Genomic DNA, 15,367 nt, shown 5'->3' with positions numbered 1-15,367 from the left:
AAAAACGCCCCTTTTCGTCAAAGAAAAGAGGCGCAGTAGAATACTCCGTCCTCTTATCTCTCAGACGAATGTCTGTTGGATGTAGCACCGTGCCGGATGGTCGGTTGCTGCGGCGTCTTCGGGCCAATTCCCTCTGCCAACTCACGATAAGAGTCATATGTAGTTGTCGTGTGGTTGATGTTGATTTGAATACTACGTGCGCGGTTGGTTGTCTGTCAATTCCAATTTTTAGTGAAACGGCTTAAAAAACGGAACCGTCTATAGAAGAAGTATTTTCAAAAAAATAAATTTTCAAAATTTAGTTTGACAAGTCCGTCATCTCATGTAAAAATTGCAATTAGATTTCACAATTTCATCCAATTCTTATCAAGAGCAGACGGAGGGACGAGCCCTACGATGTCGCAGCAACCGACCACTTGGCACGGTGCTAATTCTTGCAGCTAACACGCTGACAGATAAGAGTCCACGCGTAATTCTTCATGGTCTCTTGTCATTGACGAGGGACCATTTTTGTATTTTTTAACAAGGGAGAGACGACGATCATGGCGTACATTACCGCAACGTACCAACTCGGCGTGACCGATCAGTTACCAAAACGGGCAGAGCAAATCGCCCTCGGTCTGACGGTCGGCTCATGGACCGATTTGAATCATTTGGAACAACAACAGCTTGAATCCTTTAAAGGACAAGTCGTCCATACGGAAGAGCACGACGGAAAAGGTTATATCACGATCCGTTATCCGGAACACAACGTCTCACGGGACTTTTCGGCGATTTTGACGACCGTCTTCGGCAAGCTGTCGCTCGACGGTCAAATCAAACTGACGGATCTTCAGCTTCCCGCTACGTTCACATCGGATTTTCCCGGCGCTAAATTCGGCGTCGAGGGGGTCCGACAATTGATCCAAGTCCATGACCGGCCCCTGTTGATGAGCATATTTAAAGGCGTCATCGGACGGGACCTCGTTTTTTTACGGGAACAACTTGAAGCCCAGCTTGCCGGTGGGATTGATCTCGTCAAAGATGATGAGATTTTATACGACAATCCGTTGACACCGGCACTCGACCGGGCACGGATTGGACGAGAAGTTCTCGATGCACATTATGAACAGACCGGTAAACGGGCTCTTTATGCGATTACGTTGAGCGGTCCGGTCTTCCGCTTGAAAGAGCAGGCAAAACGTTTGATTGAAGCAGGTGCGACGGCCTTCCTGCTCAACACGTTTACATACGGACTCGATGTCCTGCGCGAGTTAGCTGCTGATCCGGACATTTCCGTTCCAATCTTTAATCACCCGGCCTTAAGCGGTGCCTTGATCGCAAGTCCTGATTACGGGATTTCCGCTCCCGTGTTACTCGGGACGTTACCGCGACTCGCTGGTGCCGATTTGACGTTGTTCCCGTCGCCTTACGGGAATGTGGCGCTCGCCAAAGACTTAGCCCGTGGAATCGCCGTCGAAGCGACCCGAATCGGTGAAACAAAAACGATTCTGCCGGTTCCGTCGGCCGGAATCCATCCCGGTCTCGTCGCTCAGCTCGTTCGTGATTTCGGTACCGATTCCGTCATCAACGCCGGTGGTGGTGTTCACGGTCATCCGCAAGGTGCTGCTGCCGGAGTAATAGCTTTCCGTCAAGCGCTCAATGCGGCACTCACTGGTGAATCCTTGACGAATGCTGCAACCCGTCAGGAAGAATTACGTGTCGCCCTCGATGCTTGGGGAATCACGAAATGACGATCCGGATTTTATGTGACTTTGACGGAACGGTAACGGAGCACGATAATATCATCGCCTTGATGCAGGAGTTCGCTCCGCCGGAAAAATTTGAACCGTTAAAACGAGGTGTGCTCGACCGGTCGCTCTCGATCCAGTCCGGCGTCGGACAGATGTTTCAGCTGCTTCCGTCCAGTCAAAAACAAGACTACATTGATTTCTTAACGAAACGGGCGGTTATTCGTCCCGGCTTCGACACCTTACTCGCCTTTGCCAAATCAAACGAGATTGACTTTTCCATCGTCAGCGGCGGGATCGACTTTTTTGTCCAGCCGATTCTTGCCGATTTACTGACAGATGAAGCGATTTACTGCAACGGCAGTGACTTCAGCCAGGAAACGGTTCGAATCGTGTGGCCACACGCTTGCGATGCGGCCTGTACAAATCAATGCGGCTGTTGTAAAACGTCAATCGCCCGGAAGCTGAAGCAGGACGGTGACACGATCATCGCAATCGGTGACTCCGTGACGGATTTCGAACTGGCAAAGCAGGCGGATCATGTCTACGCCCGTGATTATCTGATTACGCTGTGCGAACAGCACGGTATTCCGTACATGCCGTTTGAAACGTTTTACGACATTGTGGATCATCTGCAGACAACGGGGGTGCATGCATGACATTTTTGAAACGATACGAAGAACTCCGAGCGATCAAGCAGGAGTTCGCTGCACGCGACTGGTTTCCCGGTACGAGCGGTAACCTCGCCATTCGGACGAACAGCAGTCCGACAGAATTTCTTGTGACGGCAAGCGGCAAAGATAAACGGCAGGACACGCCGGACGATTTCGTCCATGTTGATGCGACCGGTCAATTGATCGGCGAACAAAACGGACGCCCGTCTGCCGAGACTTTGCTTCATGTCGAAGTGTTTAACCGGACGACGGCCGGCTGCTCGCTTCACGTCCATACCGTCGACAACAATGTCATTTCGGAACTCTACGGAGACCGTGGCGAAATCCGGTTTACCGGTCAGGAAATCATCAAGGCGCTTGGCCGCTGGGAAGAAGATGCGGAAGTCCGTGTGCCAATCATTGCGAACCATGCGGATATCCCGACTCTTACCGCAGTGTTTGCCAAGCATGTAAAAACGGAAAGCGGCGCCGTCCTGATTCGCAATCACGGTATCACCGTCTGGGCACAGACTGCCTTTGAAGCGAAAAAACAGTTGGAAGCCTTTGAATTTTTGTTCAGCTACACGTTAAAACTACAAACGTGCCGACAGGCGATTCATTAAAAGGAGGAATTTAAAATGGCAACAGTACTTTTCCAAAAGACAAACGAACGGTATACGGATCAAAACGAGGTATCTGCTTTTCTTTCTTCACGTGGTGTCTTGTATGAACAATGGGATGTGTCGAAGCTTCCCGCAGAACTGGTCGATACCTATACGTTGACGGACGCGGACAAACAAACGATTCTCGATACGTTCCAACCGGAAATCACGGACGTCTCGGAACGTCGCGGCTATCAAACGGCTGATATCATCTCGCTGTCCGATGCAACACCGAACTTGGATGAATTGCTCGTCAACTTCCAAAAGGAGCATCACCATACGGATGACGAAGTCCGGTTCATCGTCAGCGGTCACGGTGTGTTTGCAATCCAGGATGACGAAGTCGGCTATTACAACATTGAACTGAACCCCGGAGATTTGATTTCCGTTCCCGTCAATACACGTCATTACTTCACGCTCCAGGACGATCGCAAAGTCGTTGCCGTCCGGATTTTCGTGACGACGGATGGGTGGGTGCCGATTTATGAAAAAGATCCGCTTGAAACTACGAACTGAGGAAACATCCTGAAGACAGACGGTCCGGACCATCCGGCTGTCTGTTTTTTTCTGCTCCATTCCTATCCTACAAACATACCGCTTGTTTTCGTTTCCTCCTATATAATGAAGAAAAGACTCATTTGAACTGGAGGTCACGTGTATGATGATTCGCCCTGTCCAAAAAGCTGATTTGGAAGACATCCTCGCCATCTACAACGAAGGCATCGAAGACCGAATCGCAACGCTTGAAACGGATACAAAGGAATTATCCTTCATGGAAGACTGGTATCAGGAACGGACAACGCGGTATGCCGGATTTGTGGCGTATGAAGAAACAACGATTCTTGGCTTCATCTCACTTGACCCCTATAACCCGCGCCCCGTCTATCAATCGGTCGGTGAATTATCGGTCTACATCACAAGGACCCACCGCGGACAAGGCATCGGCCGTCAGCTGTTACAGGTCATCGAAGAACATGCGATTACGCACGGATTCCACAAATTGATCCTGTTTACGTTTCCATTTAATAAGCTGGGTCAAAAACTCTATATCCGGTCGGGATTCCGGATTGTCGGGACATTTAAGGAACAAGGGATGCTCAACGGATATTATGTCGATGTTTTGGCGATGGAGAAGTTGCTTCCGAAAACGATTGACGATCAGATATGATTAGTCCGGCTTTCGAATGGGAAATGAACGAACAGTGAAACATTCCCAACCCGAAAGGAAGACTGCCCGTGGATATTCAACAGATTCGTAATGCAACACTCGTCGTCACCTATGCCAATCAAGTATTTTTAATTGACCCGTTTCTCGGTGAAAAAGGAACCTTACCGCCGTTTGGTCAAACGCCAAACGCCGTCCCAAATCCGCTCGTCGACTTGCCGGTCGACGTCTCAACGTTACTTGATCCCGATGCAATTTTCGTGACGCATCTGCATGCTGACCACTTTGATGAGACAGCAAAAGAAGTGTTGCCGAAACAAATCCCGCTTTATGCTCAAAATGAGTCCGACGCAGAAACAATCCGCGAAGCCGGATTCACAAACGTTTCTTCGTTTGAAAACGGACTGACGCTCGGTGATATCCGCGTCTCTCATACATCGGGTCAACACGGAGTCGGCGAAATCGGTCAACGGATGGGCACCGTCTCCGGTCTCGTCTTGACGCACCCCGACGAGCCGACACTCTATATCACCGGTGATACGATTTGGTGTGATGACGTCGCGACTGCGATCGAACAACATGCGCCCGATATCATTATCGTCAACAGCGGTGCTGCACAATTCTTGACCGGGGAACCGATTACGATGTCCCAGCGTGATTTACTCGCCGTTCATCAAGCAGCCGCTGAGTCGACGATCATTGTCTCTCACCTCGAATCCGTCAATCATTGTCTTCTGCGTCGTGACATGATTGCTGATTTCTTGGCTGCCCATCATCTGTCCGCTCATTTCCTCATTCCGGATGACGGCGAAACCATTTCCTTCTAAACGAAACGAAGTCCACTGTCCCGGTAATACTTGGGATAGTGGACTTCGTTTTGTTGACCGTTAATCGTGACTTGGAATGACGAGTCCGAGTAACCGGGCAAACGTGATGGCCTGGCTTTCCGTGACGATAGCACCTGGTAAGAAACGCGGATCAATCGTGATTCCGGATAAATCGGCTTGCCGCAGATCCAGTCCTTTTAATGCCGTCTCGACCCATTGACTTTCCGTCAACTCCACATCGTTCAGTCGCAAATCGGTTGGTTTCATCTCGAAAAAATGACTCTCCCGCATCGCCGTCTGTTCAATCGAGACATGACGTAACGCTGTTCGAACGATTTGCATATAATTCGCCTGACAGCCTTTTACCGTCACATGATCGACCGTGTTCGTTTCAAATTGGACGCCGGTTAAACGACAGTCCTCAAAGACGACCCGGTGGAAACGGCTGTCCTGAAATTGACAGCCCGTCAAATCACACTGTTCAAACCGAACGTTTTCAAACGTCGCCCGTTCAAAAACGAGACCCGCGAACGAGACATTCCGAAAACAGACTTGATTGGCATCCAAACGTTCCGTCAACTCGATTGGGAGCGTCTCTTTTTCGTAAAGTGTTTGATACAGATACGGGTCGTCGATCTCGACGTCCGCAAACGTTTCCTCCGTTAACCGACCGGGTAACTCCGGTAACTGAATCATCAATTGCTTTTTCATTTACTTCCCCTTCTTCCCTTTGCACTAATTCTGCCTTCACTAGTGTATCAAAGATTGGCAGACAATCGGTTGCCGTCCATCTCCTTCTTCCCACCATGAACTGGATTGACTCTTTTTTGGATTTTAAATTTGAGACCGATTGAGACCATGGTATAGTCAAATCAAAAATAAGAACAAACGTTCTTTTAATTAAAGAGGAGTGTTTGCCGTGTATCCTGCCAGCCCCTTTCCGGATCGACGCATTTTCTGCATCGACAGTGTCTCATTTTACGCCAGTTGTGAATGCCGTTATCGAAATTTGCCTCCCTTGACGACAAAACTTGCTGTCGTATCCGACCTTCATCGGTCCGGATCCGTTGTTCTTGCGGCCAGTCCCGCCTTAAAACAACTTGGTATTAAGACAGCTAGTCGTCTTTATCAAATTGAGCAGTTGCCTTATCGTGAACGGAAACAGATTATGCTCGTCGAACCGCGGATGCTCGCATATATGAAAACATCAATCGAAGTACTGGATGTCTTGCATCAGTTTGCACCTCCCGACGCGATCCGGATCTATTCGATTGACGAAAACTTTATCGATATGACCGGAACGGAACGACTTTTCGGATCGGACACTGAAACGGCCCGGAAAATCCAGACGGCGATTTGGTATCAGACCGGCATTCCGGTCCGGATCGGGATTGGTCCGAACAATGTCATCGCAAAACTTGTCCTCGATTTACGTGGAAAACGCGAAGGCATTGCCCGATGCGGCTACGCCGATATTTCCCGGTTGCTGCACGATTTTCCGATTCGCAAAATGTGGGGCGTCGGACGGATGATGGAACAACACTTGTCAGTAATGGGCATCAACACCATTGGCGACCTTGCCGCAGCCCGGGTCGAAGATCTGCATGAACGGTTCGGAGTCCTTGGGGCAGAACTTTGGCATCATGCCTGGGGAATCGACAGTTCTCCGACCATCATTGATCCGATGGCCTTATTTCAGACTGCGCCGGATGCCACAAGAACGATCGGACATAGGGTTACTTTAATGCGCGATTATTACCAGTACGAACAGATTCGTTTAGTTCTGGCCGAATTAGCAGGCAATGTCGCGGCACGGGTCCGTTTTTCTAATCAAGTCGGTTGGACGGTGCATCTCGGCGTTCGCTACTCCCGCTATGTCACCCGGGATGGCTTTTCGAAACAGCTCCGCCTGCCTTATCCGACCGCTGATGAACGGCTGTTGTTGCGTTACGTCCTCCAATTGTTCGAACCGAATTGGCTCGACGGTGAACCGGTCCGCTTTTTATCGGTCGCCCTCGGGCAACTCACCCCGGATCAGGGAACACTTCAATTGTCCTTATTTGAAGACAATACAAAGGTCTGGCGCAGAAAACGGTTATTAAAAGCCATCGACCATGTCAATTTACGTTACGGAAAAGGAACGATCCGGCTCGCTGTGTCCTTCCTCGATACAAGTGTCGCCAAACGCCGGCTCCGGTTCGTCGGCGGCCATCCCGGAGGTGAGCAGCATGACACGTTATCGTGACCGTGGAAACCTTAAATGGCTTCCCTTTTTGATGCCGGAACACATTCAACTGCTCAAAGCCTATTATCTCGAAAAACATCAAATCGACCTTCCTGCAATCGATGAACAATTGCAATATCCCTGGCAGTTCTTACTCGAACAGGCATTAATAGAAGGAACAGAGCTTGAAATCAAGTATTATAGTGAAAGAGGCTATGTCACGACATCCGGTTTCATCGAGCAGGTTCATCGTGAACGAGCCTATCTCGTGCTGCGCGGATCATCATTGATTGAAATTCCGTTCGGGCGAATCATTCGGATTGAAAACGGGTAGAAGAGACAGAAGCTGTTATGCCTCACGCACTTATCTTACGAATTGGGATTGAAAGAAGGAATGATCTGTATGATGGAATGGTTTACCGGACTTCCGGTCGTCGTGCAAGCCTTGCTTGCCGGCATGATGACTTGGGGATTAACGGCACTCGGAGCCGCACTTGTCTTCGTCTTTACAACGATTGAAAAACGGGTCATGAATATGATGCTCGGCTTTGCAGCCGGTGTTATGATTGCGGCTTCGTTTTGGTCATTGCTTGCTCCGGCAATTGAATTTACGGAAAAAGACGGCGGGATTGCCTGGTTGCCGGCCGCAATCGGCTTCCTGGCAGGCGGTTTCTTTGTCCGCCTTCTCGATTTTGTGACCCCTCACCTGCACTTATCCGCTCCACTCGAAACAGCCGAAGGTCCTTCGACCGGTCTGAAAAAGACGACATTGCTGTTTCTCGCGATTACGCTCCACAATATTCCGGAAGGACTCGCAATCGGGGTCGCTTTCGGTGCCGCCGCCTTGAACATGGACGGTGCGACCGTTGCCGGTGCCTTGACACTCGCACTTGGGATCGGGATTCAAAACATGCCGGAAGGGGCTGCCTTGTCGATTCCGCTCCGTGGAGAAGGCATGTCACGCCGGCGTGCCTTTAACTACGGACAATTGTCGGCGATCGTCGAACCGATTGCTGCCATGGTCGGTGCTGCTGCCGTCTTCTTCATTCAGCCGCTCTTGCCGTATGCCTTGGCATTTGCTGCCGGCGCGATGATTTTCGTCGTCGTCGAAGAATTGATTCCCGAATCGCAGGCTGAAAACGGCTCAGACTTGGCAACACTTGGTCTGATGGTCGGTTTCACGGTCATGATGATTCTCGATGTGGCACTCGGATAATCCAATATAGAATGGGACGACTCTAAAGTCAGTCTCTACAAAGAAAAAGGTGACAGATTATAATTCTGCCACCCTTTTCTCGTTTGAATTTAAATAAAAATCACTCTCTTCATGCTACTCCTACAGGAAAAAGCGCATTTTTGCGCTGTCAGAGACAAACAAGACCCGCTTTCCTGCCTGAATGAGGCGGGAAAACTGGCTTGTGTCTCGCCTGAGGAACGGGCATGAAAAGATGAGTGATTCCTATTTGAGTCAGCCCATCCATTCTTATTTCCGTAAAATCCGCATTGCATTTAAGACCGCAAGGACCGTCACACCGACATCGGCAAAAACGGCTTCCCACATCGTCGCAACACCAAAGGCACCAAGCAATAAGAAAATTCCTTTGACACCCAGTGCAAACGTGATGTTCTGATAGACGATCCGGCGTGTCGCCCGGGCAATCCGAATCGCTTCGACCAGTTGTTTCGGTTCATCCGTCATCAAGACGACATCCGCTGCTTCAATCGCGACGTCACTTCCAAGTCCACCCATCGCAATCCCGACATCCGCCCGCGTCAATACCGGTGCGTCATTGATTCCGTCACCGACAAACGCGACCCGTCCTTTTGCTTGATCTAAGATTGCTTCGAGTTGTTCGACTTTTTGATCCGGCAACAGTTCTGCCTTTACTTGCGTTATCCCGATTTGCTGTCCGATCCGTTCCGCCGTTTCCCGCCGGTCCCCGGTCAACATGATTGTTTGGCGAATCCCGAGTGTTTTTAGTTCGCGTAAGGCTTCTATCGTCGTATTTTTAATACGGTCGGCAATCCGGATATATCCAAGATAGCTGTCGTTTCGGGCAACATGCACATAGGTCCCGTCTTCGGTCTGATCGAGTGGCGTCAAGCCGATTTCTTTGAACCACCGGGCATTTCCCGCCTGAATCTGATCCGTGCCGAACCGTCCGACGACACCGGATCCGGCTACTTCCCGGTAATCTTGTCCCATCACCGTGACGACACCACGTGTCGCGTACAGGCGTTGGATGGATTTCGCAATCGGATGATTCGAGTGTTGTTCGACCGTCGCAGCCGCCTGCAACAGTTCTTCGTCCGACCCACCAACCGCATGCAGTTCGACGACTTCAAAAACACCTTCCGTCAATGTTCCCGTTTTATCGAAGACGACCGTATCCAGTTGTTGTAACGCTTCGAGATGATTTCCGCCTTTGACAAGAATACCGCGTTTTGAAGCGGCACCGATCCCGCTAAAGAAGCCCAGCGGAATCGAAATGACGAGCGCACACGGACAACTGATGACCAGGAAGACAAGCGCCCGGTAAATCCAGTCGTTCCACGTTGCTCCGTTCATGACGAGTGGCGGCACGATGGCAAGAAGTGTTGCAATCACGACGACAATCGGTGTGTAGACCCGTGCAAATCGTGTAATGAACTTTTCCGTCGGTGCTTTATGACGTGACGCATTTTCAACTAAATCGAGAATTTTAGCGACCGTCGACTCACTGTACCGTCGATCGACCTGAATCAACAGATGGCCGTCCGTATTGATCGTCCCGGCTAGAATCGGATCGGACGGTCGGACACGTCGCGGGACCGATTCTCCGGTCAATGCCATCGTATCGATGAAGGCCTCCCCTTCAAGAACGGTTCCATCGAGCGGAATCTTCTCACCTGCCCGTACCAGAATCCGTTGACCGATCGCGACCTGATCAGGCCGGACTTGTCGTCCATCTTCGAGCGTCGCAATGTCCGGTCGGATATCCATCAGTTCGGCAATCGATTTCCGAGATTGATCGACGGCACGATGCTGGAAAAATTCACCGACTTGATAAAACAACATGACAGCGACCGCTTCCGGATATTCGCCAATCAAAAAGGCGCCGACCGTCGCAATGACCATCAGGAAGTTCTCGTCAAACACTTGTCCGTGCCGGATATTCCTAACGGCTGTTCGAAGAACATCCCACCCGATTAAGAAGTACGCGATCGCAAAAAAGAGAAGGTCAATTGATCCTGGGACAAGATATGCACTCGCAAAGGAGAGCAGACCAAGACCATATTGGATTTTTTTCGTCCGATTCAAGAATGGTCCGTGGTCGTGATGATGACCAGGTGCATCCTCTCCCTCCGATTCATCAGGCCGAATGACTAACACATCCGGTTCCAGTTCTTGAATTCGATTAACGACGGCTTGATAGGTTTCGTCTAACGCCGCTTCTTTTTCGTACGTCAGATAAAGTTTTTGACCAGCGAAATCTAAATCGGCTTGTTCGACTCCATTGACGTTTGCGACACCACGTTCGACTTTAGCGGCACAGTTGGCACAATCAATTCCTGTAATATGAAGACGTTCTGTTTTTAATTCCATCTTTCCACCTCATTCAAACGATTGTTTGATTATAGATTTAGTGTACTCCCTTTTTGCCCCTTCAACAAGTGATATTTCTCTCAGACTTGCGCCCGATATTTCGATTAGTTCTATCTCAGAAGAATAAAACGTGATATGTTTTTAGATAGTAAAATATAGAAGGAGAATAACATGACTATCATTGAATTACTTAAAGCACTTTTACTCGGTTTCGTCGAAGGGATGACGGAATTCGCGCCTGTTTCCTCAACCGGACATATGATCATCGTCGATGACATGTGGCTCCAAACGTCAGAATTCTTAGGTCAGTATTCTGCGAATACGTTTAAAATCGTCATTCAGCTTGGATCGATTTTAGCTGTCATCGTCGTCTTCTGGAAACGGTTGTTCAGTTTGATTGGACTTTATAAGATCGAAGGCGAACACGATGCGTCTGGGACACACAAATTAAAATTACGTCACGTCCTGATTGGTTTACTGCCAGCAGCCGTCCTTGGTTTATTATTTGAAGACTTCATCGACGAGAACCTGTTCTCGATCGATACCGTCATCATCGGTCTCGCAGCCGGTGCGATCCTGATGATCGCAGCGGATAAACTTGGACCGAAAGAACCAAAAACAACGACACTCGATCAGATTTCATACCGCCAAGCGGCTCTGATTGGTCTCTTCCAATGTATCTCCCTTTGGCCAGGGTTCTCGCGGTCCGGTTCGACGATTTCCGGAGGGGTGTTCCTCGGGATGAATCACCGGACAGCGGCTGACTTTACGTTCATCATGGCCGTTCCGATCATGTTTGGCGCAAGTGCATTATCACTCGTCAAGAACTGGCAATATATCGAAATCGATCACCTTAGCTTCTATATCGTCGGCTTCATCGCCTCATTTGTATTCGCCTTACTGTCGATTCGTTTCTTCTTGAAACTGATCAACAAAATCAAGTTGGTCCCGTTTGCGATCTATCGTCTGGTCTTAGCAACGATTCTCGCCGTCATCGTCTACATGTAATCCTGAAAACTGTCAGCAGACGCTGATGGTTTTTTTCATTTTTATGAAACTAATTGAAAGTGATTAGGGTATAGATAGAGGAGATACAGAAAAAGGAGTGAACGAATTTATGGCACGTAGAAATCGTGGAGGATCCAAATTACCTCTCATCATCGGGATTGCAGTGGTTGTCCTCATTGCCTTTTTAGCAATCGGACAATACAACAGCCTCGTTAACGTCGAAGAAGACGTTTCGAACAAATGGTCGCAAGTTGACAATCAGATTAAACGACGGGCAGATTTAATTCCGAACCTGGTCGAAACCGTCAAAGGCGTCGCCGGTCAGGAACAAAAAGTTTATGGCGATATCGCGGAAGCCCAAGCCGGTCTTGCCCGCGCTGCTTCGACGGAACAACGGATTGAAGCCGATCAGCAAGTCACCACTTCGCTGCGTGGGTTGATTGCCTTACAAACGACATACCCGGAACTCAAATCAAGTGAACGGTTCCAATCATTGATGGATACACTGGAAGGAACTGAAAACCGTCTTGGCATTGCACGGAAGGATTACAATGATGCCGTGACCGTCTACAATAAAAAACGTCGTAGTTTCCCTACTTCTCTTTATGCTTCGGCGTTTGGTTTTGAGAAAAAACCATATTATGAAATCTCAGATAGTGACCGTGAAAACCCAACGGTCGACTTCAATAGTGAATCGAAATGATTTGGCGAAGAACGCGCTTGATTTTTACCGCGTTCCTCGTTTTCTTCCTTCTGACTCCGACTGCCGAAGCCGTGTCAGAACGCACGGGCGCAGCATTCTTCATCCAAGATGATGCCCAGCTGCTGACCGCGTCGGAAGAAGCCGAACTCGCTCGTCTCGGTCAAGAACTCGAACAATATACGACGGCGCAAGTCGTCCTCAAGACCGTTCCTGATTTAAAAGGACAAGATTTAAGCACTTACGCCAACGAAACATTCCGGGCACAAGGCATCGGACAAGCCGGAAAAGATAACGGAATTTTAGTCGTCGTCGCTCCAAACGAAAAAGACCGGAATTTCCGCATCGAAGTCGGGTATAAACTAGAAGGAATCTTAACGGATATCACTGCCGGACGAATTCTTGACCAGTATGCGGTTCCCTACCGCGACCAAGGGGACTATGGTAAGGCGGCTTCCGAAACCTACAAAGCCGTCGTCAGCGTCATCTCAAAAGAACAATCGCTGGAATCACAAGATCCCGTCAAAAAAAGTGACGACAGTGGCTTAAGTACGTGGGCAAAAGTCTTGATTGGCGCCGGGCTTGTCCTGTTGCTGCTTCTTGACATGAAGTTCACCGGCGGGATGTTCTTCTTTGCGATCATCAACATCTTCTCCGCCATCATGCGTGGTGGCGGGGGCGGTGGAGGCAGTCGTGGCGGCGGGGGTAGTTCCGGCGGCGGCGGCGCAGAAAGGTAAGGACTTGGCATGACAGTTTTCTCGAGTATCATTCTATTTTACAGCGTGATGACAGTGATCGGATTTGTTTCGATGTGGCGGGATAAACGTCAGGCGAAACAACGGGCATGGCGGACACCGGAAGCGACTTTATTAACGATTGCTTTCCTTGGTGGGGCGCTTGGTACGTTATTTGCGATGCAACTTGTCCGCCATAAAACGCGGACAGCGAAGTTTCAATTGTTCGTCCCGCTCGCGATTTTACTCCATGCGACGATTTGGATATTATGGCTCCGGTCGTAATGCTTTAGAATATGTAACAAACAGCCGATAAAAGAGACAGATGGATTCGTTATCCCACGAATCCATCTGTCTCTTTTTTTAGTTTGGTCAATGGAGACCTAAATGTTTGATATCAGGTTTGTATATAGATTATCTTCGGGTAAAGAGTTTAACTAATTTAATAAATACATCTTTATCCCGTGTATTTGAAATAAGAGAGGTGGACACCTATTCATGTGGCATCCTTGCGCCGAATGTACAACAACAATCCGTTTTATCGAGACTGGTTCCCTACATATCCAGTCACCTGTAACCGAAGTATTTTCCTATGCTTCCTTTGAAGAGCTGGAACAATTACTGACAGCCACTTTACGTATTGCTGACTTCCCGGTCTCATGTCGAGCAATCGGATCACGACTCGCCACACCGGTTCTCGCTGCTTCTACTTTACTCGAGCAGTTACACAACCGGCAGACAATCGATTTCATTCAAAATGGAATCATGACAAGTCACTTGCAACCGATCTTCAACATTCAGGACAACACCCTGTTTGCCAACGAAGCCTTGCTTCGGGCAGCTGATGAAAATGTCTCGATGTCACCTGGCCTGCTCTTCTCAACGGCTTCGAAGATGGGACTTCATTCCCGACTCGATCAACGGGCTCGCGAGGAAGCCATTCGTGCCACCCATTTAGTCGGCGGAACGGAGAAGACATTTATCAACTTCCTTCCTTCAACGATCTACAATCCGGAGTACTGTCTTCGCCATACGTTCGAGATCGTCGAACGGTATAATGTCGACCCAAGCCGGCTCGTGTTCGAAGTTGTCGAAACGGAAAAAATCGAAGACGTCAACCATTTGAAACACGTCTTCGAACAATATAAAAAACAAGGGATTCAAGTGGCACTTGACGATGTCGGTGCCGGTTTCTCGACGCTTGATATGTTGTCGCTTCTGCAACCGGACTATATCAAAATCGATCGTGCTTTCATTTCACATTGCGATACGATTGCGGAAAATGAAACCTTCTTACGAAAAGCACGTCATCTGACAAAAGAGATGGGTATTCAAATTCTTGCGGAAGGCATAGAGCGTCAAGAAGAACTGGATCTCTGCCGGGAACTCGGATTTGACTTCGGACAGGGATACCTTCTTGGTCGCCCTGCCCCGTATCAACAACTCGCTAAAGCACAATAAGAAAAACAGATCCTGCTCCCAAATAACCGGGTTCAGGATCTGTTTTTTAACGTTTTGAGCTGTCAGGATCAGCGTGAGTGGACAGCTTGTTGATTGTTTTTCATTAAGGTTGCCAGAATCGTACGGGGAGACAAAGTGTTTCTTGACCAATCCGTTTCGCCAATTTTTCCCGTTCATCCTCCGTCAAGCCGAATTCTGTACTTGTTGTTGGTTGCTGATTAGTTACTAAATAGTGCTGCAATTCTACATAGGACTCCGCCTGTCCGAGCAACAGCTCTTGAATCAACAGCCCATACCCCACTTTACCTCCATGCAGAATCTGGTGCATCGAAGGAAACGGAGACAAGGCATTGTGGACACCATGACCAATTGCCCCTCGTGTCGCCTCGTCTCCAAATCCACCGACACTACCGGCTAGTGGAATGATTGTCTTGACCAAGTGTTGGGAGTTCACGGTGATGCAGCTTGTAACGTCTTCTCCCTGTGAATCATGACGGCTTTTCTTCCCGCTAACAATGTCGTTAGACGGTCCATTGCGTGTTCTTCGTGTATGTATTGTAAGACCGCTTGACGAATCATCCTTATCCTCATTCCATTATTTGTTAACGCTCAGTGTA

General features: G+C 49.0%; 18 protein-coding genes and 2 riboswitches. Of the genes, 14 read left to right on the top strand and 4 right to left on the bottom strand.

Annotated elements, in window-relative coordinates:
• Positions 1–50: 50 nt before the first annotated feature.
• Positions 51–153, bottom strand: a riboswitch (SAM riboswitch).
• Between the two features lie 207 nt (positions 154–360).
• Positions 361–462, top strand: a riboswitch (SAM riboswitch).
• A gap of 80 nt (positions 463–542) precedes the next feature.
• The 6 genes from BLD48_RS06885 (at position 543) to BLD48_RS06860 (ending at position 5,037) form a co-directional block, all read left to right on the top strand.
• Entirely contained in the window at positions 543–1,733 is a 1,191-nt protein-coding gene (locus tag BLD48_RS06885) for a 2,3-diketo-5-methylthiopentyl-1-phosphate enolase (protein ID WP_071499548.1), read from the top strand.
• Positions 1,730–2,389 carry a 2-hydroxy-3-keto-5-methylthiopentenyl-1-phosphate phosphatase gene (locus tag BLD48_RS06880; RefSeq protein WP_071499547.1) on the top strand — a complete coding sequence of 220 codons (660 nt, stop codon included), beginning with the start codon at positions 1,730–1,732 and terminating at the stop codon, positions 2,387–2,389. The genes BLD48_RS06885 and BLD48_RS06880 overlap by 4 nt, the downstream gene beginning before the upstream one ends.
• Positions 2,386–3,006, top strand: a complete 621-nt coding sequence (locus tag BLD48_RS06875; RefSeq protein WP_071499546.1) for a methylthioribulose 1-phosphate dehydratase — start codon at positions 2,386–2,388, stop codon at positions 3,004–3,006. The genes BLD48_RS06880 and BLD48_RS06875 overlap by 4 nt, the downstream gene beginning before the upstream one ends.
• Before the next feature lie 15 nt (positions 3,007–3,021).
• A complete protein-coding gene (locus BLD48_RS06870; protein ID WP_071499545.1) occupies positions 3,022–3,561 on the top strand; it encodes a 1,2-dihydroxy-3-keto-5-methylthiopentene dioxygenase in 540 nt (179 codons plus the stop codon).
• A 142-nt stretch (positions 3,562–3,703) separates the two neighbouring features.
• On the top strand, positions 3,704–4,213 hold the full coding sequence (locus tag BLD48_RS06865; RefSeq protein WP_071499544.1) for an arsinothricin resistance N-acetyltransferase ArsN1 family A: 510 nt from the start codon (positions 3,704–3,706) through the stop codon (positions 4,211–4,213).
• Between the two features lie 68 nt (positions 4,214–4,281).
• Entirely contained in the window at positions 4,282–5,037 is a 756-nt protein-coding gene (locus BLD48_RS06860) for an MBL fold metallo-hydrolase (protein WP_071499543.1), read from the top strand.
• Between the two features lie 60 nt (positions 5,038–5,097).
• Here the strand turns inward: BLD48_RS06860 and BLD48_RS06855 are convergent, their stop codons facing one another.
• On the bottom strand, positions 5,098–5,748 hold the full coding sequence (locus tag BLD48_RS06855) for a pentapeptide repeat-containing protein (RefSeq protein ID WP_071499542.1): 651 nt from the start codon (positions 5,746–5,748) through the stop codon (positions 5,098–5,100).
• Positions 5,749–5,947: 199 nt separating this feature from the next.
• On the opposite strand from BLD48_RS06855, the gene BLD48_RS06850 reads away from it, so the two are divergent.
• The 3 genes from BLD48_RS06850 (at position 5,948) to BLD48_RS06840 (ending at position 8,477) form a co-directional block, all read left to right on the top strand.
• Positions 5,948–7,282 (top strand): Y-family DNA polymerase, encoded by a 1,335-nt coding sequence (locus BLD48_RS06850; protein ID WP_369825748.1) that lies wholly within the window; start codon positions 5,948–5,950, stop codon positions 7,280–7,282.
• Entirely contained in the window at positions 7,266–7,595 is a 330-nt protein-coding gene (locus BLD48_RS06845; protein ID WP_026829334.1) for a YolD-like family protein, read from the top strand. Before BLD48_RS06850 ends, BLD48_RS06845 begins: the two co-directional genes overlap by 17 nt.
• 69 nt (positions 7,596–7,664) lie before the next feature.
• Positions 7,665–8,477 carry a ZIP family metal transporter gene (locus BLD48_RS06840; RefSeq protein WP_034770070.1) on the top strand — a complete coding sequence of 271 codons (813 nt, stop codon included), beginning with the start codon at positions 7,665–7,667 and terminating at the stop codon, positions 8,475–8,477.
• Between the two features lie 267 nt (positions 8,478–8,744).
• On the opposite strand, the gene BLD48_RS06835 is transcribed toward BLD48_RS06840, so the two are convergent.
• Positions 8,745–10,847: a heavy metal translocating P-type ATPase gene (locus tag BLD48_RS06835; protein WP_071499540.1), complete on the bottom strand. Its 2,103-nt coding sequence runs from the start codon at positions 10,845–10,847 to the stop codon at positions 8,745–8,747.
• Between the two features lie 171 nt (positions 10,848–11,018).
• Between BLD48_RS06835 and BLD48_RS06830 the strand changes: the two genes are divergently transcribed.
• The 5 genes from BLD48_RS06830 (at position 11,019) to BLD48_RS06810 (ending at position 14,750) form a co-directional block, all read left to right on the top strand.
• Complete coding sequence (locus BLD48_RS06830) at positions 11,019–11,855, top strand: undecaprenyl-diphosphate phosphatase (protein ID WP_071499539.1); 837 nt, start codon at positions 11,019–11,021, stop codon at positions 11,853–11,855.
• Positions 11,856–11,964: 109 nt separating this feature from the next.
• Complete coding sequence (locus tag BLD48_RS06825; RefSeq protein ID WP_071499538.1) at positions 11,965–12,558, top strand: LemA family protein; 594 nt, start codon at positions 11,965–11,967, stop codon at positions 12,556–12,558.
• A 71-nt stretch (positions 12,559–12,629) separates the two neighbouring features.
• Positions 12,630–13,292, top strand: coding sequence for a TPM domain-containing protein (locus BLD48_RS06820; RefSeq protein ID WP_236629956.1), 663 nt, complete (start codon positions 12,630–12,632; stop codon positions 13,290–13,292).
• Between the two features lie 48 nt (positions 13,293–13,340).
• Positions 13,341–13,574, top strand: a complete 234-nt coding sequence (locus tag BLD48_RS06815) for a DUF1294 domain-containing protein (RefSeq protein ID WP_236629962.1) — start codon at positions 13,341–13,343, stop codon at positions 13,572–13,574.
• Positions 13,575–13,787: 213 nt separating this feature from the next.
• The gene (locus BLD48_RS06810; protein ID WP_071499535.1) at positions 13,788–14,750 is read left to right on the top strand and encodes an EAL domain-containing protein; all 963 of its coding nucleotides are present in this window, start codon (positions 13,788–13,790) and stop codon (positions 14,748–14,750) included.
• A 103-nt stretch (positions 14,751–14,853) separates the two neighbouring features.
• On the opposite strand, the gene BLD48_RS06805 is transcribed toward BLD48_RS06810, so the two are convergent.
• Positions 14,854–15,189 carry a dehydroquinate synthase/iron-containing alcohol dehydrogenase family protein gene (locus BLD48_RS06805; protein ID WP_201723140.1) on the bottom strand — a complete coding sequence of 112 codons (336 nt, stop codon included), beginning with the start codon at positions 15,187–15,189 and terminating at the stop codon, positions 14,854–14,856.
• 11 nt (positions 15,190–15,200) lie between these two features.
• Positions 15,201–15,329, bottom strand: coding sequence for an iron-containing alcohol dehydrogenase family protein (locus BLD48_RS16585; RefSeq protein ID WP_143082924.1), 129 nt, complete (start codon positions 15,327–15,329; stop codon positions 15,201–15,203).
• Positions 15,330–15,367: the final 38 nt, after the last annotated feature.

Origin of the sequence: Exiguobacterium sp. KRL4, assembly GCF_001870785.1 — a bacterium.
GTDB lineage: Bacteria > Bacillota > Bacilli > Exiguobacteriales > Exiguobacteriaceae > Exiguobacterium_A.
This window is presented reverse-complemented; position numbering and strand designations above follow the sequence as displayed.